This is a genomic window from Amycolatopsis japonica (assembly GCF_000732925.1).
Classification (GTDB): Bacteria; Actinomycetota; Actinomycetes; order Mycobacteriales; family Pseudonocardiaceae; genus Amycolatopsis; species Amycolatopsis japonica.
Window position 1 is genome coordinate 7,627,872 of sequence record NZ_CP008953.1, and the last position, 19,178, is coordinate 7,647,049.

Genomic DNA, 19,178 nt, shown 5'->3' on the forward strand with positions numbered 1-19,178 from the left:
ACGGTCAGAACCGTCCTTGCCACTCACGAGACCCGGCCGATCTCAGACGGCACGGGGAAGCGGATCCGGGTGATACCGCCGGAAAGCGGGTGCGGCGGTCCCCGGCTCAGCGTGCAGCCAGTCGTAGAGGAAGCGGAACTCCGGGCCGAACCGGTTCGCCTCGGCGTTCAAGCGTTCCGGTGACGTCGAAGGCCAGCGACCGGTTTCGACGCGGTCCCGCAGCACGCGCAACGCCGTCAGTTCTTCCGCGGCGGTGTGCTGGCAGTGCCCGCCCCGATTCACGAACAGCTGCCGGATCCGGCCGGGATCGACGCGGTCGCCGTAGGTCCGCTCGTGTTCGGGGGCGACGCCGTCCCCGATCGGATGCAGCGTGACGACGGGCTGACGACCGCGCCCCGTCGGTGTCCCGACGCGGCCGAGCCATCGGGCGGCGGCCTTGTCGGCCTCGACCCGCGGCGCGGTCGCGAGCCGCGCCAAGTCGGCGTCGAGGTCCAGGCCCGCGTCACGGTAGGCCTGGTCCACGAGGCCGCGTTCACTGGACCGGGCGAGCAGGCCGCGGTAGTCCACACCGGTGTTCCCGGTCGGATTCCCGCCTGCCTGCGTCTCCAGATCGGCCCGGTGCGCACCCCAGACCAGCTGGTCGTAGACCGCCTGGACGAACTTCGTCTGCTGACGGATCTGCTCGGCGACATCGGCGGAACGGGGATGATGCGCCGTCGACCAGCCGGGGACGTCGGCGAACGCGTTGGCGAGAGCGAGCCGCGCCCGTCCATCGGGTGATTCCAGCGCCTTCGCGATCACCTGATGGGCTTTCGCCAGATTCGCCCCCGGGTCGGCGATGCGGACGATCTCCAGTTCGGGCGCCAGCAGCGTCCGGACCGTGAACCCCAGATCGAGCGACTGGCCGAACAACGCGGAACCACCCGCGACGGGACCGCACATCGCCAGCGCGCCGTCGATCCGGTGCGGGAGCCGCTCGGACAGCAGGACCGCGTTGAGCCCGCCGCCGGAAGCTCCCCAGGTGAGCACCTGCTCCGGGCGGCCGACGTTGTGGTCGAACCAGGACAGCAGTGCCGTCTGATCGTGAACGGCTTCGCGGGCCGAGAAGCCGTTCGGCTTGCTGTAGAGCGACGCGGCCAACGCGTACCCCTCGCCGAGGAGAACGGGTTTCGCCTCCGCCCGGTTGGCGAGTTCGATCTCCTCGGGAACGTAGCCCGGCGGATAGATCCCGTGGTTGTACAGCAACAACTTGCCGTTCCAGTTCGACGGCACCTCGACCCGGTACCGGGCACCGTCGATCGTTCCGGTGTGCACGTGGACGTCGTCCGTGCCGATGGCGGGCGCACCGGTGACGATCAGCGCGGCGGCCAGGATTCCTGTCAGTGTCATGGCGCAAATGCTGGCAGCGCGGGGCGTCGCGGGAATCCGTCGAGACGCGGCTTCTCGCCTACGCTTCCGGGCGTACGAGCGCTTCCGCCAGCTCGACGACGATCCCCTCCGGGCCGCGCACGTAGCAGAGCCGGTAGCTGTCCTCGTAGCGCACCAGCTCGCCGACGAGCGTGGCGCCGTGCGGCCGCAACCGCTCGAGGGTCGCGTCGATGTCCTCCACCGAGAACACGAAGTGACTGATACCGGGCGTGTTCATCGGCGCGTGCGGATCACCTTCCGGCCCTTCCGGCGTGTGGTACTTGATCAGCTCCACTCCGCCGTGGCCGTCCGGCGGCCGCAGCACGGCGATATCCGTCCGGACCCCTTTCAACCCGGTGATGCGATCGACCGTGTCGCCTTCGAGCGACGCCTCGCCTTCCAATTCGAGACCGAGCGCGAGGAAGAACGCCTTGGCCGCTTCGAGGTCGTGGACGACGGCACCGATGTGTTCCAGCTTCATGATCGCTCCTTTCAGGCGCTCTGACGGCGGATGAGCTCTTCGACGGCGGTGGGCAGTGTTTCCTCGAAGTCGATGAGCTTGACCCAGGTCGGGGTCATCACGATGCGGACCATGCTCTCGTAGAGCGATTTCACGTTCTCTTCCCATTCGGCCCGCTGCTCCGGCGTCATCTCGTAGGTGCCGTTCCACTGCATGTACTCGTCGGGGATGCCGTCGACGTGGTCCAGCTCGACGGTGCCGCGCAGGAGCAGGATCTTCGGCGGGTGCGATTCGGTGTCGATCGTCAGCGCGACGGCCGGGTTGCGGCGCAGCGAGTGCAGCTTCGGCGCGTTCGTCGAGGTGCACATGACGATCTCCTTGCCGTTCCAGTGGATGCTGATCGGGATCGCCCGCGGCGTGCCGTCGGACGCGGTGTAGGCCAGCCGGGCCATGTCACGGGCCAGGAGCTCCTGGCTGTACGGGCGGTTCAGGATCTCGTCGATCGTGCTCTGCCGCATGTCTCTCTCCTCGGGTTCGCCGTCTTCGCGGACACCCCGGGGACGCCGCTGTCCGCCGCACTTCGACATCCCGAAATGTGACCTGCGTCACTTCACCTATAGGCCTGGTCTCGGAACTCGGCGTGAACCAACGGCCCGCCCCTGGCTCCGCACCGCCCGCCTGTGGGCCCGGCCCGACGGACCGGAGGTCCGTCAGAGAGACTGGGGGCCAGTACCCGCCCTCTCGACCTGGAGCCTTTTATGCCGCAAGGGACCGTCCGTTGGTTCGACGCCGAACGGGGTTTCGGCTTCCTCGCGCCCGAGGACGGCTCGCCGGACGTGTTCGTGCACGCCTCCGAGATCGTCGGGGACGGCGGCGCGAAGATGCTCCGCGAGGGTCAGGCCGTCGTGTTCGAGGTCGGCGAGAACGACCGCGGGCCCCAGGCGCTGCGCGTTCGCGTCACCGCCGATGCGGCCACCGGCAGCGCCGTGGGTCTGCTCGGCACCATCAACTGGTACGAGCCGGGCAAGGGGTACGGCTTCGCGTCGCCGGACGGCGGCGGCGCCGACATCTTCGTGCACAGCTCCGCCATCGTGACCGGCGGTGTGGTCACCGAGGGGCAGCGGGTGGCCTTCCTGATCGTCGAAGGCGAGCGCGGACCGCAGGCCGGGCACGTGATCCCGCTGGGAGCAGGGGCCGGCTCACCCGCCGCGGCCGGTATCGCGGACGGTGCCGACGGCACGGTGGCCTGGTACGACGAGGACAAGGGCTTCGGCTTCATCAACCCCGACTCCGGCGCCGGGGACGTCTTCGTTCACGCCCGGGCCCTGGCCGAGGGGCTGACGTGGCTCGCGGAGGGCGACCGCGTCGCCTACGAGGTGACCAGTGGAGACAAGGGCCCGCAGGCCCGCGACGTGCACCTGGTCCGGGGCACCGAGCCCCAGCCGTCGCCGCAGCGGTCGGCGCCTGCCTCGGCCGCGGGGTCGGCGACGCGGGACGTGCCTGTACGAGGCGGCGAGGGCGTCGTCGCGCGCTACGACGCCGACCGCGGCTTCGGCTTCATCACCCCGGACGCAGGCGGCGACGATCTCTTCGCCCACGTGTCCGTGATCATGGGATCGGAGCCGCTGCAGAAGGGTGACCGGGTCCGGTACACGGTGCGTCAGAGCGACCGGGGCCCGCAGGCCGACCGCATCGAACGCCTCTGAGGAGGCGGCCCCACCGAAGGCTGATCACTTCCCGGCGGTAGTCGTAGCGAGCTAAATGCGATCCGGTTGTCGAAAGCGCCCCTGGCCAGGCGTCGCTCTCATGAAGACACAAGAGAGAGGACAGTCATGGCGAAGGAATCCGAGGTCCGCTTCGAGGGCTTCATGCCCACCACCCCCGCCGACACCTGGGCCGCGATCACCACCGCCAGCGGCGGCTGGCTCTGGCCGATCCAGTACGAACCCCACGACGGCGGCGCCGAGTCCGGCCTCACCCCCAACGGCGGCATGGTGACCGTCTGGAAGCCGTCGCGGCGCTTCGTCACGTACGCGGAAGACGAGACCGGCTGGTTCAACACGCTCGAATACGTCCTCGAACCGAAAGACGGAGGCACGTACCTGCGCTACGAGCACACCACCGTCCTCGACGACTGGGACGTCGAATACGACGCGTGCGAGCAGCACACGGCGTTCTACCACCACTCGCTGGGCGAGTACCTGACGCACTTCAACCGGCGTCAGGCGAAGTACTTCAAGGCCGATGCGCCCGACGCGTCGAAGGCTCCGGAGGCGTTCGAGACCGTGAAGGCGGCTCTAGGCGCGAAGGCCGTAGGCGACCGGGTGCATCTCGAAGTCGCCGACGTCGAAGGTGTCGTCGACTACCTGACGCCGGCCTTCATCGGCGTCCGGACCGAAGACGCGCTGTACCGCTTCTACGGCCGGAACGTCTGGGGCTGGCTTGTGGGCATCGGGCACCACCTGTTCGCCGAAGACGCCGACGCGGACAAAGCCGCGAAGGCGTGGACAGCCTGGTTGAACGGCCTGTACGCCTAGCGGGGCAGGTTCTTCACGAGTTCGGCGCCCACGGATTTCGCCACTTCAGCGGACTCCGCCGGCGGGATCGGCGAGTTCGTGAAGAACCCTTTGTCCCAGCCCTTGTAGGTGACGAGGACGACGTACACGCCCTGGATGACCCGCAGCTCGGCGCCGCTGAAGGCGCTGTCGGTGTCGAGGGAGACGAGGACCGCCTTCTCCCCGATGCCCTGGACCTGCTGCTGGCGCTCGGACGGCGCGGCCGATCCGGTGGACGACTCGGCCGCGCGCTTCTCGGCGTCCGGGCCCTCGTGGCGGTACACCATGACCTGGAGGGCGCGGTCGTGGACGTTGTCGCTCTCCGGCGGCAGCCAGGAACAGCCCTGCTGCTTGGTGACGATCTCGCCCGCTTTGATCTCGTTGTCGCGGACGCCCTGGAAGCTGGTGGTGAACGTCTTGTTCAGCAGCTCCGGGGAGACGGCGCACTCGGCGGGCGGCTGCTGCGACACTGGCGCCTTGCCGACCGAGGAGTAGTACTCCGACCCGAAGATGGCGCCGGGGATGCCCAGCCCGAGAAGGACCACGACACCCACGATCACGCCGACGATCAGCCCGGTCTTTTTCTTCTTGGGCGGCTGCCCGTAGCCGGGCGGGCCATAGCCGGGCGGCGGACCGTATCCGGGACCGGCGGGCTGGCCGTAACCCGGCTGCTGTCCGTAGCCCGGCTGCCCTCCCTGCCCAGGCGGCGGGCCGTAACCCGGCCCCTGGCCGTACCCCTGCGGCGGCTGGTGCACCGATCCTCCCCTGGCGACTCACTTACGTCCGCGTCGCGTTTAGCCCGCTAAAGGCGACACGCGCCCGGACCTGCGTTTCGCGGGCTAAACGCGATCCGGGGCCAGCATGGCACGAACCCCCAGGACCCGGGCACCGGGAACGCCCGCGGGCACCCCCGGATCGCGATTAGGGGGCTAAACGCAGGTCCGCGCACGGATCGCGTTTAGCCCGCTAAACGCAGGTCGGCTCAGTGGGCGAAGTGCCGCGTGCCGGTGAGGTACAGGGTGACCCCGGCGGCCTCGGCGGCGGCGATGACCTCGGCGTCGCGGATCGAGCCGCCCGGCTGGACGACGGCGCGGACGCCGGCCGCCAGCAGGACCTCGAGCCCGTCCGGGAACGGGAAGAAGGCGTCCGAAGCGGCGACGGAGCCCTTCGCCCGATCCCCGGCCCGCGAGACCGCGAGACGCGAAGAGTCGACCCGGTTGACCTGGCCCATGCCGACGCCGACGGTCGCGCCGTCATTCGCCAGCAGGATCGCGTTCGACTTCACCGCGCGCAGCGAACGCCACGCGAACTCGAGGTCGGCCAGCGTCCGCTCGTCGGCGGGCGCGCCGGTCGCCAAGGTCCAGTTCGCCGGGTCGTCGCCCTCGGCGGCGATCGTGTCGACGGTCTGCACCAGCATGCCGCCCGAGATCGGCCGGAACTCGATCGGATCCGGCGACGTGATCGCGGGCAGCTTCAGCAGCCGCACGTTCTTCTTGCGCTGCAGGATCTCGAGCGCCTCGGTGTCGAAGTCCGGTGCCAGGACGACCTCGGTGAACACCTCGGAGATCTGCTCGGCGGCCTCACGGCTCACCGGCCGGTTGGTCGCGATCACCCCGCCGTAGGCCGAGACCGGGTCGCACGCGTGCGCCTTCCGGTGCGCCTCGGCGATGTCCTCGCCGACCGCGATCCCGCACGGGTTGGCGTGCTTGATGATCGCGACGGCCGGGGCGTCGAAGTCGTAGGCGGCGCGGCGCGCGGCGTCGGTGTCGACGTAGTTGTTGTACGACATGGCCTTGCCGTGCAGCTGTTCCGCGTGCGCGAGGCCGGGCCGCCAGTGCTTGTACAGCGCGGCCTTCTGGTGCGGGTTCTCGCCGTAGCGCAGCACGTCGCCGCGCTCCCACGAAGCGCCGGTGAAGTCCGGGAAGCCGGAGTCGTCCGCGGGCGCGTAGACGTTGGCGAACCACGCGGCGACGGCGGTGTCGTACGCCGCCGTGTGCGCGTAGGCCTGCGCGGCGAGCCGCTTGCGGTCGGCCAGTTCGAAACCGCCCGCCGCGACGCGCTCCAGCACCCACTCGTAGCGGGACGGGTCGACCACGACGGCGACGCTGTTGTGGTTCTTCGCCGCGGCACGCACCATCGCCGGACCGCCGATGTCGATGTTCTCGACACAGTCCTGGAGGCTCGCACCCGAGGCGACGGTCTGCGTGAACGGGTACAGGTTGACCACGAGCAGGTCGAACGGCGCGATGTCGAGCTGCTTGAGCTGCTCGACGTGCTCCGGGCGGTCACGGTCGGCCAGCAGACCGGCGTGCACGCGCGGGTGGAGCGTCTTGACCCGGCCGTCGAGGGACTCGGGGAACCCGGTGACCTCTTCGACGGGCGTCACCGGCACCCCGGCGTTCGCGATGACCTTCGCCGTGCCGCCGGTCGACACGATCTCGACACCCGCCGCGTGCAGCCCGGTGGCGAGTTCGAGCAGGCCGGCCTTGTCCGAGACGCCGATCAGCGCGCGCCGGACGGGACGCTGTCCCTGTGCGGTACTCACGAAAACCTCACCTTTCGTCCCTCGACCGAGCACCCGCTCCGGCCGAGTTTCTCGATCGTTTCCACCAGGAGCCTGCGTTCCACGGCCTTGATCCGCTCGTGCAGGACGTTCTCGTCGTCCTCGGGCTCCACGATCACCGGCTCCTGCGCGATGATCGGCCCGGTGTCGACCCCGGCGTCGACGAAATGGACCGTCGACCCGGTGACCTTGACGGCCATCGCCAGCGCGTCGGCCACGGCGTGCGCGCCGGGGAACGACGGCAGCAGGGCCGGATGCGTGTTGATCACGCGGCCGGGGAACCGCGCGAGGAATTCGGCGCCGAGGATCTTCATGAACCCCGCGGAGACGACCAGGTCCGGCTGGTAGGCGGCAACGGCTTCGGTGATCGCCTCGTCCCACGCCGCGCGGTCCGGATGGTCGGCCATCCGGACGGTGAACGACGGCACGCCGGCGCGTTCGGCCCTGGTCAGCGCCGCGACCCCGGTGCGGTCCGCCCCGACGGCGACCACCTTCGCCGGGAAGTTCGGCTTTTCGACGGCGTCGAGCACGGCTTGCAGCAGCGTGCCGGAACCGGACGCGAGGACGACGAGCTTCACCGGAGTGGGCAGGTCCAACCGACTAGCCAGAACGGGCTCCTTGCCACGGCGGTACGCACTCGGGCGTACGGCGCTTCACCTGGTCGCGACAACCCTAACGGTCGTCGCCGGGGGCGCTTTCGTCGCCGGACCCGTCGGTGGACTCGGTCACAGCGTCATCATCGGCACCGTCGACGACATCGTCCTGCTCGGGCTCGGTTTCGGGCTCCGATTCCGCCGGGACCTCGTCGGTGTCCTCGCCCAGCTCCGCGGCGAGTTCCGCTTCGGCCTCTTCGTCGAGCGCCGCTTCTTCGAGTGTTTCCGCCTCGGGTTCCTCAGCCGGTTCTTCCTCGACTTCGGCGATCTCTTCGACGTCGGGTTCACCCGGCGGTGCGGGGGCCTCGTGCGGTCCGGCGAAGAACGCGACGAACCCGCCGGGGACGACGATCCAGCAGAAGGCGATCACGGACGCGACGCCGACCGGCACGCTGACCGGGTCGAACGGCCCGTCGCCGAGCCTGCCGCCGGAGACGGTCCCGAGGATGACGCAGCCGAAGGCGACCAGCGCGCCCGCGACGGCGACCGCCCGCATCCGCAGCATCGGATCCTCGTCGATCGCGCGGATCCGCCAGCCGACCAGCGCACCGACCAGCGCGGGCAGGAGCAGCAACGCGGGCCACCAGACGGCGTGGTGCGACGGGATCCCCGCCAGCACCGGCACCCCGGGCACCTGTCCTTCCTGGTAGCCGAACATGCCGACGGTCAGCGAGCCGACCGAGAAACCGGGCCCGGTGGTGAACGACAGCGCGGCGACGACCGCGTTCGGCAGGTAGGCCACGGAGAGCACGAACAGGCCGAAGCTCGCACCGAAGCCCGGCTCGAACAGACTGTCCACAGTGGACCACGACAGCGCGGTGGCCGCGGTGAACACCACGGCGCCGCAGGCGATGAGCGCGGCGAGGCCGAGTGCGCCCGCCCGCAGGCCGTGGACGGCCACCGGGTCGAACCGGTCCCGGACCACGGCCGGAAGCCCGCAGACCTTGGCGACTCCGGCGACGGCGGCGAGCCCCGCGAGGAGGCCCGGCACGCAGAAAGCGGTCAGCGGGTTCACGTCGATCGGCGACCCACCGGCCGCCAGGGCGATCAGCACGCCGAACAGCGCGTGCGCCCCGGCGATCACCGTCACCACCGGGACGGCGTCCGCGGGGGTCCGGCCGCCGACGCGGCGGGCGGCGCGCGCGGCCGCCCTCGCCACGAGCCAGCCGACGGCGAGCGTCGGCAGCAGCGGCAGCACGCCGAGCGGATGACCGCCGAGGTCGAGTTCCACCTGCCACGAGGCGAGCCAGCCGGGGCCGGCGGCGAGCAGGGCGCCGGTGGCGGAGAACCGGGTCCGGTCGGCGGCGAACGAGACCACCGCGAGCACGGCAGCGAGGGCGGTATAGGAGAAGAGCAAGGGCGCGCAGGCGGCGGCGAGCAACACACGAACCCGCTTCGCCCTGGAGACCTCCAGCTCGGGGACGAGGTCGCTCACCGGCTCTTCGCCCGGCGGGCGTTCGTCGCGGGTGAGCAGCTTCATGAACCGCACCATGACATCCGGACTGGGCCGTCCGGGTGAGGCACGCCGCCGCCGGCCGGGGCACGTGGCCCAACCCACCCGGTCGGGTACCCCGGAAAAGAAAAACACCCGCTGTGACACGGAGAGTCACAGCGGGTGCTTTCGCGTTCGGCAGGTCAGCTCTGCTGGCCGAAACCGCCGGGCGGCGTGCCCGGGTTCTGGCCCGACTCCGACGACGAGGACGGCGGCTGCTGGAAGAACTGGCCCTGCTGCGGCGCGTACGTCGTGGCCTGCTGGCCCGGCGGCTGCGTCACCGGCGGCTGGAATCCGCCCGGCTGCGAAAACGGACCGGACTGCTCGCCCGGCTGCTGCCCCTGCTGGCCCGCGCCGGGGAACGGCTGGACCTGCGTGGCGGCCGGGCCCTGCTGACCCTGCTGGCCGAACGGACCCTGCGGGCCCTGCTGCGGGAACTGCTGGCTGTACGGGGCCTGCGGCGCCTGCTGCTGCGGCTTCGCGGCGGGCAGCTTGATGACGTCGTGTTCGAAGAGCAGCGCGGCGACCGCGACCAGCATCTGCAGGATGCCGAGGATCAGCACCACGGTGAGGATGCCCGGGACCGAGACGTCCTCACGGCCGCTCCCGTAGCCGATGACCAGGTCCAGCGCGCCGAAGGCGCCGATGACGCTGAACAACGCGGCGAACGGCAGCGTCTTCGGGCCACGCGGCAGCGCGTGCAGGGCCGCGAGCAGACCGCTGACCAGGAGGAAGACCGAGATCTGTCCGGCGGCGTCGGCCTCGTCGGAGAAACCGATGAAGAACTGCACCAGGCCGAGGACGGTGACGGCGAGCGCGAGCAGCAACGCCAGGTTCAGCGGGGCGGCCGGTGACGGCGCCTGCTGCTGCGGGAAGGCCCCCGAGGCGGGGTTGGGGTGTTGCTGGCCGCCACCCTGCTGGGGGTAGCCGGGCCCACCGCTGGGATAGGACATCCGAATGCTCTCCTGTCGTTCGACCGGCACCCCGGGGCGCGCGGGACTCCCGGGACAAACGAGGCGGCTGTGATGCTCGAACGCTAGCGCACACGCGGACACCCCACGCCTCGGGCTCTGAGACGTCTGTACACCCGATCAGGTTCCCGGCGGAACCCCTTCCCGACCGTCGGATCGCGTTTAGCCCGCGAACCGCAGGTCGACCGCGGACGTGCGTTTCGCGGGCTAAACGCGATCCGGGGCGAAAAGAGGCGGGCCGGGCACCGGTGAGGGTGCCCGGCCCGCCGGGGAAAGCTCAGTCTCCGAAGGATCAGAGGCTGTTGTACAGCTCGCGCGCCAGGACGGCGGTCTCGCTCGGGGTCTTCCCGACCTTGACGCCGGCGGCCTCGAGGGCCTCCTTCTTCGCGGCGGCCGTGCCGGAGGAGCCGGAGACGATGGCGCCGGCGTGGCCCATGGTCTTGCCCTCGGGCGCGGTGAAGCCGGCGACGTAGCCGACGACCGGCTTCGTCACGTTGTCCTTGATGTAGGCCGCGGCGCGCTCTTCGGCGTCGCCGCCGATCTCGCCGATCATCACGATGACCTTGGTCTCGGGGTCGGCCTCGAACGCCTCGAGGGCGTCGATGTGCGTCGTGCCGATGACCGGGTCGCCGCCGATGCCGACACCGGTCGAGAAACCGATGTCACGCAGCTCGTACATCATCTGGTAGGTCAGCGTGCCCGACTTCGACACGAGGCCGATCGGGCCCGCGCCGGTGATGTCGGCCGGGATGATGCCGGCGTTCGACTTGCCGGGGCTGATCACGCCGGGGCAGTTCGGCCCGATGATGCGGGTCTTGTTGCCGGTCGCGACGGCGTGCGCCCAGAAGTAGGCGGAGTCGTGCACCGGGATGCCCTCGGTGATCACCACGGCGAGCGGGATCTCGGCGTCGATCGCCTCGATGACCGCGTCCTTGGCGAACTTCGGCGGCACGAAGATGACCGAAACGTCGGCGCCGGTCTCCTTGATGGCCTCCTCGACCGTGCCGAACACGGTGAGGTCCTTGCCCTCGATGGAGACGGTCTGACCGGCCTTGCGGGCGTTGACGCCACCCACGATGTTCGTGCCGGACTTCAGCATCTTGGTCGCGTGCTTCATGCCCTCGGAGCCGGTGAGCCCCTGGACGATGACCTTGCTGTTCTCGTTGATGAAGATCGACATCTCACGCACCTGCCGCGGCGAGCTCGGCGGCCTTGTCGGCCGCGTTGTCCATTGTGTCCACCACGGTGACCAGCGGGTGGTTCGCGTCGGCAAGGATCTGACGTCCCTCGACGACGTTGTTGCCGTCCAGCCGCACGACGAGCGGCTTGGTGGCCTCGTCGCCCAGGATCTTCAGCGCCTCGACGATGCCGTTCGCGACCGCGTCGCAAGCGGTGATGCCACCGAAGACGTTGACGAAGACGCTCTTCACGTCGGTGTCGTTGAGGATGACGTCCAGACCGGCCGCCATGACCTCGGCCGAAGCGCCGCCGCCGATGTCGAGGAAGTTGGCGGGCTTGACGCCGCCGTGCTTCTCGCCCGCGTAGGCCACGACGTCCAGCGTGGACATCACGAGGCCCGCGCCGTTGCCGATGATGCCGACCTCGCCGTCGAGCTTGACGTAGTTGAGGTCCTTGGCCTTGGCCTTCGCCTCGAGCGGGTTCTCCGCGTCCTTGTCGACCAGGGCCTCGTGGCCCGGCTGACGGAACGACGCGTTCTCGTCGAGGGTGACCTTGCCGTCGAGGGCGATGATCTTGTCCTGCGGGTCACGGACCAGCGGGTTGACCTCGACCAGGGTCGCGTCCTCGGAGACGAAGGTCTCCCAGAGCTTCACGACGACGTCGGCGGCCTCGTCGACGACCTTCTCCGGGAACTTGCCCGCGGTCAGGATCTCGACGGCCTTCGCCTTGTCGACACCGGCGATCGCGTCGACCGGGATCTTCGCGAGCGCTTCGGGGCGCTCGACGGCCAGCTGCTCGATCTCCACGCCACCTTCGGCCGAAGCCATCGCGAGGAAGGTGCGGTTCGCACGGTCCAGCAGGAAGGAGAAGTAGTACTCCTCGGCGATGTCCGAGGCTTCGGCCACCAGCACGCGACGCGTGATGTGGCCCTTGATGTCGAGACCGAGGATCGCCTCGGCCTTTTCCGCGGCCTCGTCCGGCGTCTGGGCCAGCTTGACGCCGCCGGCCTTGCCGCGGCCGCCGGTCTTGACCTGCGCCTTGATGACGACCTGGTTGCCGATCTTCTCGGCGGTGGCCTTGGCTTCTTCGGGGGTGTTTGCCACGGCACCCGGCAGAACCGGTACTCCGTGGGCGGCGAAGAGATCCCTCGCCTGGTACTCGTAGAGGTCCACTACTCCAGTCTCCTGACGACACGCCACTGTGGTGGTCCGTTGCCGGACCGCGCTGTCGGACCAGTCGAGGTTAGCGACCTGCGCAGAAGCAGGGGACTCCGCACCTGGTGAAGTCGGTCACCGTACGCGGTCAGACGGTGTTTCCACGGTGTGAGACCGCACACCGGAGACCCAGTTCGCCGCGTCTTCCTGGCTTTCGAAGGCGTTGTCGAACCCGCTCGGGCCGTTACCGACCGCGAAGAGCAGAACGCCGGGGAGCGTTTCGGCGAGCCCTTCCGGTTCGCTCGCGCCACGCAGGATCCCGAGGATGTCCGGATCCTCCTGTTCGACCGTCCTGACGAGTTGTTCGACGGTGTCGAGACGTCCGGCGTAGACGACCTCGACGCCTTCGTCGCGCAGCAACCTGCCGAGCGCGACCGCCGAACCTTCCTCGACACCGAACTCGGCCAGCACGACCCGAAGGAGATGACGGGTCATCCGGCCCGCCGTGAACCCGCGACGGCCATGCCGGCCGCGACGAGGGTGACGACGGCGCCGCCCAGCGCGAGCCAGAACCCCACCCCTGCCGACGAGCCCTCGTACTCCGCGCCGACGAGCGGCAGTTCCGCCGCGCGCAGGCCGAGCACCAGCGCGGCCCCGGCCAGTGCGGACGCCGCGGCGACCGGCCGGGAACGCGGGACGAGCGCGTACAGACCGAGAACGACGGCCAGCGCGCCGAGCAGGCCCCACGACGCCGCGCCGAAGTTCGACCACAGTCCCGGGGCGGTGTAGCCGGGCGCGCCGAACACCGGCGTGCCGAACGCGGCGATCGCCAGCACCGCGGCCGCGACGACCGGGGTGAGCACGGTCCCGCTCACGCGCGTTTCGTCGGTCTCTTCATCGGAGTCGTCGCGTTCCACGACGCCGGTGATCACCGCGGCGAGCGCGGCGAGCGCGGCCAGCACGAGCGCGATGAACGTCCAGGTGACCCCGGCGCCCGCCGAGTAGCCGACCTTGTCCGGCAACGGCACCGGCAGGTCGACCCCGAACAGCGCCGGGTCGACGGCCTTGTCCTCGGTCACGGACAAGGCCGCGCTCAGCACCGCCGCGCCCGCGAGGACGACGCCCGCCCACGTGGCCGCGACGACTCCCCTGGCGAACGCCGAGAGCCGCGGCACGAAGACGAACAGCGCGGGCACGGCGAGCACGACGGCGGCACCGAGCAGCAGCCAGCGCACGGGTGTCTCGGGGACCGGCGTCGGACCGTTGGCCTTCAGCACCGGGGCCAGCGCGCCCGCGGCCGCGGCACCGGCGGCCAGCAACGCCAGGCCTCCGGTGGCGAGCCGCCACCAGAACAGCCCGGGCAGCCTGGCTTCGCCGGCCAGGTCACCGGTGACGGTCTCGTCCGCTTCCGCGACGTCGAACCGCGTGAAGGCCAGCCCGACCAGCGCCAGACCGGCGATGGTCACCACCACCGAACCCGGCGCGACCGAAAGCCGGTCCACGACCAGTCCCGCGACCACCGGCGGGACACCGACCGCGAGCGCCGCCAGCCCCGCGCCCGCGAAGCCGCCCTTGCCGACCCCGGCCGAGGGCGAGCTCACGGCCACGAGCACTGTCAGCGGAAGCAAGGCCGCGAGCAGCAGATACCCGGCCATCGCGACCGTCGGGCCCTCGAAGGCGTTCTTGGCCAGGAGGTACGCGTTGCCCGAACCGAACGGCGCGAGCAGCAGACCGACCCCGCCCGCCACACCGAGCACGGGCCCGAGCAACCGCCAGCGGCGCCGTCCGTCGAGTTCACCCGCCAGTTCCGCCTCGTCGCGGGCGGCCCCGGCGGCGAAGGCCCCGGCCGCGAGGGTGAGCAGGTGCCCCGCCACCAGCGGCCACAGTCCCGGCCCGGCCTGCGGCATCGCGAGCAGCCTGTCGGCCAGGAACAGCTCCGGACGCGCGGCCAGGGAGCCGTCCGCGAGCAGTTGCAGATCCAGCAGCAGCCGCCCGGGCGCGAGCGCGGTGAGCCCGAGCACCAGGCCCGCCGTGAGCCCGGAGCGCCCGGAGACCAGTGCGTAGAGCACGGCCGCCGCGGGCGCCAAGGCCAGCACGACCAGCAAGGGAGCGGCGGTGAACCCGGCCGAACCACCCCGGACGACGGGCATCAGCGCGCCGGCGGCCAGCGCGACCGCACCGGCCGCCACCAGCCCCGCCGACAGCACGAGCGCTCGCGGGCGGGCGCCCGGTTCGCTCCGGAGAAGGTCGGCGGAAGCGGTCCCGGGGACGGCTTGCCCGGTGGATTCGTCACCAGGGTGCCGTGAGCGCGAAGTCATCGACGGCGACGCTAGCAAGCCGAGTCCGGCCAGGCCCGGCAGCAGGGGAACCAGCGTGACCGAAGGCCTCCCTCGCCGTGACTGGCTCGGCCTAGTCCGGGTAAGGACCCTTCAACACCGTCGGGCAACCGGTTATTTCCCTCGTTCGCCCCCTTCCCGGCCGCCCGGTACCCCCGAACGGCCCCTCGAACCTGTAACGCAAGTCACACGGTTGTGAGTAAACCTGGTTTAACTTTGGGTAATCCTCACTGGACAACGGCCAGATCTCCGTCGCCCGATCGGCCGAGAGCGCCGTCAGATCTTGCTCACCGGGGTGCCGCTTCGTTACTGTCCCGGGGTCCCCATTACAGTCAGATCACGAATGAGAGCACCGAACGAACCACCCCCGAGGTCGTTCACCGGGATCCCCCGCCCGGGCTCTTGATCCGACTCCCCGAACTATGGAAGGCCCCGTCTTGGCTTCACACCGCTCCCCCGGCGGCCAAGCTCCTTCCCCGGCGCTCGAGAACGCACTCGATGGTGCGGTCGTTCGCGTCCGGGGCTCGCACCGCCTGTCGCCCCCGTCCTCGGCCCTTCGCGGCCGTGTCGTGGTCGCAGCCGTCGCTGCCGGCGCCTTCGCGGCCGCCGCTGCCGGGCAGACCCTGAAGTCCGTTTCGGAATCCTCCGACGCCGCCGTCACCCCGCTGGCCAGCACCCAGGACGCGAGCGCCTCGTTCGCCCTCGGTGGTGGAGCCGGTGGTGGCGCCCCCGAACTGCTGCCGACGAGCCAGTCGACGAACGCCTCCGCCGAGGCCCAGAAGCTCTCGGACAACAACAGCATCACCCAGGCCCGCGTGAAGCGTGAGGCCGAAGCGGCCCGCAAGGCCGAAGAAGAGGCAAAGCGCCCCAAGACCTGCATGCCGACCAAGGGCACCTTCACCTCGGGCTTCGGTGCCCGGTGGGGCACGAGCCACCTCGGCATCGACCTCGCGGCCCCGATCGGCACGCCGATCGTCGCTGCCTCCGACGGCACGGTCATCGAAGCGGGCCCCGCCAGCGGTTTCGGCCTCTGGGTCAAGGTCCAGCTCGCCGACGGCACCGTCCACGTCTACGGCCACATGAACTCCTTCTCCGTCCGCGAAGGCCAGAAGGTCAAGTGCGGCGAGGAGATCGCCGAGGTCGGCAACCGCGGCCAGAGCACCGGCCCGCACCTGCACTTCGAGGTGTGGCAGAACGGCACGAAGAAGATCGACCCGCGCCCGTGGCTCGCCGCCCGTGGCGTGAGCGTCGGCTGATCGAGCCTCGCTCTTCCCCGCATCACCTTTTCTCACCACACCGGTGATCCCGTCTGTGACGAGGGCGCGCCGGGCAATGACGCTCAGGCGCGCCTTCAGGACCTCCGCTTCCCCCTTCGAGGGCATCACGAAGCGTCGTAGGTCCTCCGGGGCGAAGCCCAGGTGATTTTCCGGGCTCTCAAAGCCCTCAGGCGACGCCGTCCGGCAGCTTCCGGACGAAGTACCCCACGGCGATCTGCCAGACCGTGCAGAGACCGGCCGGGCGCCGTTCGATCGGCCGCCATCCGGCGAAAAGTCTCCGGGAACGTGTGCGGTACCCGGCTGGCCGCGGCCCGAACAGCCATCGCCGCGCGTGCCCGCATACGACACACCGTCCGGCCCCGTCCGGTTCGTGTGCCCGCAGTAACGCGCGCCAGGCCGCGACCAGCCTGAGCACTTCCGGCGGTTCCGGACCCCGATCCGGTCCCGCCCCTTTTTCAACACCCCGCAAGTACTCGAGTACCCCACTCGAGAGAATCTGAAACAGCACCCCGTCCACACCGTGCGCCCCCTCCTCGGTTCGGGGCGCACCGGCTTGTCCAGCATACCCCAGAGCATCGAACTCGTGTTCGATGACACAGGTATACGGGAAGGGTCCGACAGTTTTCGGTCGCGCGGGGAAACCGCAGGTCAGGGCTAGAGTTTGACCATCGGGACGCTGCCGATCAGCATCAGGCGGACCTTGCCGGCGGCACCGAAATCGATCGTCGCCGTGGCACGCGGGCCCGCGCCGTCGCAGGCGACGACCGTCCCGAGCCCGTACTTGTCGTGGCTGACCCTGTCGCCGACGTCGAGCTTGAGCGCGACGGTGTCCTTCCAGCCCTTGCCGAACGGACTCGTGCTCGCCGCCCGCGACGACGCGCCGCCGCCACCGCCTCGGCTGCCCCAGGTCGTCGCGGCCCGCGGCGATCCGCCCGACGAACCGAAACCACCGGAGGAAGAGGAAGGCGCGAGCCTGCGCCAATCCACCAGATCGGCGGGAAGCTCGTCGAGGAACCGCGAAGCCGGGTTCATCTGCGGCTGGCCCCAAGCCGAGCGCACCATCGAACGGGAGACGTACAGCCGCTTCCTCGCCCTCGTGATCGCGACATAGGCGAGCCGGCGTTCCTCGGCCAGCTCCGTCGGGTCACCGAGCGCGCGCATATGCGGGAAGATCCCGTCTTCCCAGCCCGTTCCGAAGACGACCGGGTACTCCAGGCCCTTCGCGGTGTGCACCGTCATCAACGTGACCACACCCGCGTCGTGCCCGTCGCCGTCATCGCCGCCGTCGGGCGACGGGACCGAATCCGCGTCGGCCACCAGCGAAACCCGCTCCAGGAACGCGGGCAGCGAGCCCGGCTCCGGCACACCCGGGTCCGCCTCCGGCAGCTCGCCGTCCGGACCGGCGACCTCGGCGGTGAATTCGGTGAACTCCCGCGCGACGGTGACGAGTTCCGTCAGGTTCTCCACCCGTGACGCGTCCTGCGGGTCGTCGGACTCCTCGAGTTCCGCGCGGTAACCCGTGCGTTCAAGGACGGCTTCGAGGATGTCGGCGACTTCGGCGCCGCTCTCCACGACCTCGCCGAGCTCGTCCATCAACTCGACGAAACCGGTGATCGCCTTGGCGGAACGCGGGTTCAGCAGCGGCACTTCACCGCTGACGGCACCGCGCAGCGCCTGAGCGAACGAGATGCGCTCACGCTCGGCGTACGTCGCGATGACGGCTTCGGCGCGATCCCCGATGCCGCGTTTGGGGACGTTGAGGATGCGGCGCAGGCTGACCGTGTCCTCCGGGTTCGCCAGCACCCTCAGGTACGCGAGCATGTCGCGGACCTCGCGCCGCTCGTAGAACCGCACCCCGCCGACGACCTTGTACGGCAGGCCGAGGCGAATGAAGATCTCTTCGAAGACACGGGACTGGTTGTTGGTGCGGTAGAAGACCGCGACGTCGGAGTAGTCCGCTTCGCCCTTGTCCGCCAGCGCGTCGATCTCGCCCGCGACGAACGCCGCCTCGTCGTGCTCGTTGTCCGCGACGTAGCCGACGATCTTCTCGCCGTCACCGGAATCGGTCCACAGCCGCTTCGCGCGCCTGTTCGGGTTTCGCGCGATGACCGCGTTCGCCGCGTTCAGGATCGTCTGGGTCGAGCGGTAGTTCTGTTCCAGCAACACGGTCCGCGCGTTCGGGAAGTCGCGCTCGAATTCCTCGATGTTGCGGATCGTCGCCCCGCGGAAGGCGTAGATCGACTGGTCCGCGTCACCGACGACGCACAGCTCGGCGGGCTCGATCCCGGCCTCGTTCGCCTCGGTGCCGACCAGTTCGCGGACCAGCGTGTACTGCGCGTGGTTCGTGTCCTGGTACTCGTCGACGAGCACGTGCCGGAAGCGCCGCCGGTAGTACTCGGCGACGTCCGGGAAGGTCTGCAGGAGTTCGACCGTCCGCATGATGAGGTCGTCGAAGTCGAACGCGTTGGCCTGGTTCAGCCGCCGCTGGTACTCGACGTACACCTCGGCGACGCGGCGTTCGAGGTCGTTGCCCGCGTCGGCGACCGCCGTCTCCGGATCGATCAGTTCGTTCTTGAGGTTCGAGATGTGCACGGCCAGCGTGCGCGCCGCGTACCGCTTCGGGTCGATGTCGAGATCGCGGGCGACGAGGGTGATGAGCCGCTTCGTGTCGTCCGAGTCGTAGATGGAGAAACTCGACGACATCTCCAGCGTTTTGGCCTCACGGCGCAGGATCCGCACGCACATCGAGTGGAACGTCGACACCCACATGGCGTTCGCGCGGCGGCCGACGAGGTCGCTCACCCGCTCCCGCATCTCCGCGGCCGCCTTGTTGGTGAACGTGATCGCCATGATCTGGCCGGGGTGGACGTCCCGTTCGGCCAGCAGGTACGCGATCCGGCGGGTCAGCACCCGGGTCTTGCCCGAACCCGCGCCCGCGACGACCAGCAGCGGCGAGCCCGCGTGGGTCACGGCTTCGCGCTGTGCCGGGTTCAGGTCGTCGAGCAGATCCGAGTGCCGGGGCTTGGCCGGACCGTCCGCTGGGAGATCGAAGAGGGTGTTCATCGCCGGTCCACGCTACAGCGCCGGGCGTAGGCGGTGTTGCCGCCTGCCGTCCGACGCGCGGACGGTGT

At 70.1% G+C, this 19,178-nt stretch carries 17 protein-coding genes; 3 read left to right on the plus strand and 14 right to left on the minus strand.

The annotated features are described in order from the left end of the window. Nucleotides 1-42: 42 nt before the first annotated feature. Genes AJAP_RS35160 through AJAP_RS35170 form a run of 3 tightly spaced genes read right to left on the minus strand, consistent with a single transcriptional unit; the run spans nucleotide 43 to nucleotide 2,385 of the window. A complete protein-coding gene (locus tag AJAP_RS35160) occupies nucleotides 43-1,389 on the minus strand; it encodes a DUF6351 family protein (RefSeq protein WP_038519579.1) in 1,347 nt (448 codons plus the stop codon). Between the two features lie 58 nt (nucleotides 1,390-1,447). Next, on the minus strand, nucleotides 1,448-1,888 hold the full coding sequence (locus AJAP_RS35165; RefSeq protein ID WP_038519580.1) for a VOC family protein: 441 nt from the start codon (nucleotides 1,886-1,888) through the stop codon (nucleotides 1,448-1,450). Between the two features lie 11 nt (nucleotides 1,889-1,899). Continuing rightward, nucleotides 1,900-2,385, minus strand: a complete 486-nt coding sequence (locus tag AJAP_RS35170) for a pyridoxamine 5'-phosphate oxidase family protein (RefSeq protein ID WP_038519583.1) — start codon at nucleotides 2,383-2,385, stop codon at nucleotides 1,900-1,902. Nucleotides 2,386-2,625: 240 nt separating this feature from the next. Here AJAP_RS35170 and AJAP_RS45265 point away from each other — a divergent pair, with 240 nt between their 5' ends. After that, nucleotides 2,626-3,573 (plus strand): cold-shock protein, encoded by a 948-nt coding sequence (locus AJAP_RS45265; protein WP_038519586.1) that lies wholly within the window; start codon nucleotides 2,626-2,628, stop codon nucleotides 3,571-3,573. A gap of 126 nt (nucleotides 3,574-3,699) precedes the next feature. Then, nucleotides 3,700-4,404, plus strand: coding sequence for an SRPBCC family protein (locus tag AJAP_RS35180; RefSeq protein ID WP_038519589.1), 705 nt, complete (start codon nucleotides 3,700-3,702; stop codon nucleotides 4,402-4,404). Here the strand turns inward: AJAP_RS35180 and AJAP_RS35185 are convergent. From AJAP_RS35185 to AJAP_RS35225, 9 genes are all read right to left on the minus strand, one after another. Beyond that, on the minus strand, nucleotides 4,401-5,177 hold the full coding sequence (locus AJAP_RS35185; RefSeq protein ID WP_038519591.1) for a hypothetical protein: 777 nt from the start codon (nucleotides 5,175-5,177) through the stop codon (nucleotides 4,401-4,403). The two genes, AJAP_RS35180 and AJAP_RS35185, sit on opposite strands and share 4 nt — an antisense overlap. A 227-nt stretch (nucleotides 5,178-5,404) precedes the next feature. Beyond that, on the minus strand, nucleotides 5,405-6,967 hold the full coding sequence (gene purH, locus AJAP_RS35190) for a bifunctional phosphoribosylaminoimidazolecarboxamide formyltransferase/IMP cyclohydrolase (protein WP_038519593.1): 1,563 nt from the start codon (nucleotides 6,965-6,967) through the stop codon (nucleotides 5,405-5,407). Then, a complete protein-coding gene (gene purN, locus AJAP_RS35195) occupies nucleotides 6,964-7,581 on the minus strand; it encodes a phosphoribosylglycinamide formyltransferase (RefSeq protein WP_038519596.1) in 618 nt (205 codons plus the stop codon). Before purN ends, purH begins: the two co-directional genes overlap by 4 nt. 76 nt (nucleotides 7,582-7,657) lie before the next feature. Continuing rightward, nucleotides 7,658-9,130, minus strand: a complete 1,473-nt coding sequence (locus AJAP_RS35200) for a cell division protein PerM (RefSeq protein WP_038519599.1) — start codon at nucleotides 9,128-9,130, stop codon at nucleotides 7,658-7,660. A 143-nt stretch (nucleotides 9,131-9,273) separates the two neighbouring features. Next, nucleotides 9,274-10,083 carry a DUF5336 domain-containing protein gene (locus AJAP_RS35205; protein ID WP_038519602.1) on the minus strand — a complete coding sequence of 270 codons (810 nt, stop codon included), beginning with the start codon at nucleotides 10,081-10,083 and terminating at the stop codon, nucleotides 9,274-9,276. Nucleotides 10,084-10,393: 310 nt separating this feature from the next. Beyond that, nucleotides 10,394-11,281 carry a succinate--CoA ligase subunit alpha gene (sucD, locus tag AJAP_RS35210; protein ID WP_005165134.1) on the minus strand — a complete coding sequence of 296 codons (888 nt, stop codon included), beginning with the start codon at nucleotides 11,279-11,281 and terminating at the stop codon, nucleotides 10,394-10,396. Nucleotide 11,282: 1 nt separating this feature from the next. Further along, nucleotides 11,283-12,452, minus strand: a complete 1,170-nt coding sequence (gene sucC, locus AJAP_RS35215) for an ADP-forming succinate--CoA ligase subunit beta (RefSeq protein WP_016331197.1) — start codon at nucleotides 12,450-12,452, stop codon at nucleotides 11,283-11,285. A 117-nt stretch (nucleotides 12,453-12,569) separates the two neighbouring features. Beyond that, on the minus strand, nucleotides 12,570-12,929 hold the full coding sequence (locus AJAP_RS35220) for a hypothetical protein (RefSeq protein WP_038519606.1): 360 nt from the start codon (nucleotides 12,927-12,929) through the stop codon (nucleotides 12,570-12,572). Then, on the minus strand, nucleotides 12,926-14,752 hold the full coding sequence (locus AJAP_RS35225; protein WP_084098434.1) for a hypothetical protein: 1,827 nt from the start codon (nucleotides 14,750-14,752) through the stop codon (nucleotides 12,926-12,928). Before AJAP_RS35225 ends, AJAP_RS35220 begins: the two co-directional genes overlap by 4 nt. Before the next feature lie 587 nt (nucleotides 14,753-15,339). Here AJAP_RS35225 and AJAP_RS35230 point away from each other — a divergent pair. After that, nucleotides 15,340-16,026: a M23 family metallopeptidase gene (locus tag AJAP_RS35230; protein ID WP_038519612.1), complete on the plus strand. Its 687-nt coding sequence runs from the start codon at nucleotides 15,340-15,342 to the stop codon at nucleotides 16,024-16,026. A gap of 187 nt (nucleotides 16,027-16,213) precedes the next feature. Here AJAP_RS35230 and AJAP_RS35235 read toward each other — a convergent pair whose 3' ends face one another. After that, a complete protein-coding gene (locus AJAP_RS35235) occupies nucleotides 16,214-16,462 on the minus strand; it encodes a hypothetical protein (RefSeq protein WP_038519615.1) in 249 nt (82 codons plus the stop codon). Between the two features lie 239 nt (nucleotides 16,463-16,701). Beyond that, a complete protein-coding gene (gene pcrA / locus AJAP_RS35240; protein WP_038519618.1) occupies nucleotides 16,702-19,110 on the minus strand; it encodes a DNA helicase PcrA in 2,409 nt (802 codons plus the stop codon). Between the last annotated feature and the right edge of the window lie 68 nt (nucleotides 19,111-19,178).

Coding starts and splice junctions, on each gene's coding strand:
- AJAP_RS35160 (WP_038519579.1), bottom strand. CDS start 1,389: ATGACACTGACAGGAATCCTGGCCGCCGCGCTGATCGTCACCGGTGCG.
- AJAP_RS35165 (WP_038519580.1), bottom strand. CDS start 1,888: ATGAAGCTGGAACACATCGGTGCCGTCGTCCACGACCTCGAAGCGGCC.
- AJAP_RS35170 (WP_038519583.1), bottom strand. CDS start 2,385: ATGCGGCAGAGCACGATCGACGAGATCCTGAACCGCCCGTACAGCCAG.
- AJAP_RS45265 (WP_038519586.1), top strand. CDS start 2,626: ATGCCGCAAGGGACCGTCCGTTGGTTCGACGCCGAACGGGGTTTCGGC.
- AJAP_RS35180 (WP_038519589.1), top strand. CDS start 3,700: ATGGCGAAGGAATCCGAGGTCCGCTTCGAGGGCTTCATGCCCACCACC.
- AJAP_RS35200 (WP_038519599.1), bottom strand. CDS start 9,130: ATGGTGCGGTTCATGAAGCTGCTCACCCGCGACGAACGCCCGCCGGGC.
- AJAP_RS35205 (WP_038519602.1), bottom strand. CDS start 10,083: ATGTCCTATCCCAGCGGTGGGCCCGGCTACCCCCAGCAGGGTGGCGGC.
- sucD (WP_005165134.1), bottom strand. CDS start 11,281: ATGTCGATCTTCATCAACGAGAACAGCAAGGTCATCGTCCAGGGGCTC.
- AJAP_RS35220 (WP_038519606.1), bottom strand. CDS start 12,929: ATGACCCGTCATCTCCTTCGGGTCGTGCTGGCCGAGTTCGGTGTCGAG.
- AJAP_RS35225 (WP_084098434.1), bottom strand. CDS start 14,752: ATGACTTCGCGCTCACGGCACCCTGGTGACGAATCCACCGGGCAAGCC.
- pcrA (WP_038519618.1), bottom strand. CDS start 19,110: ATGAACACCCTCTTCGATCTCCCAGCGGACGGTCCGGCCAAGCCCCGG.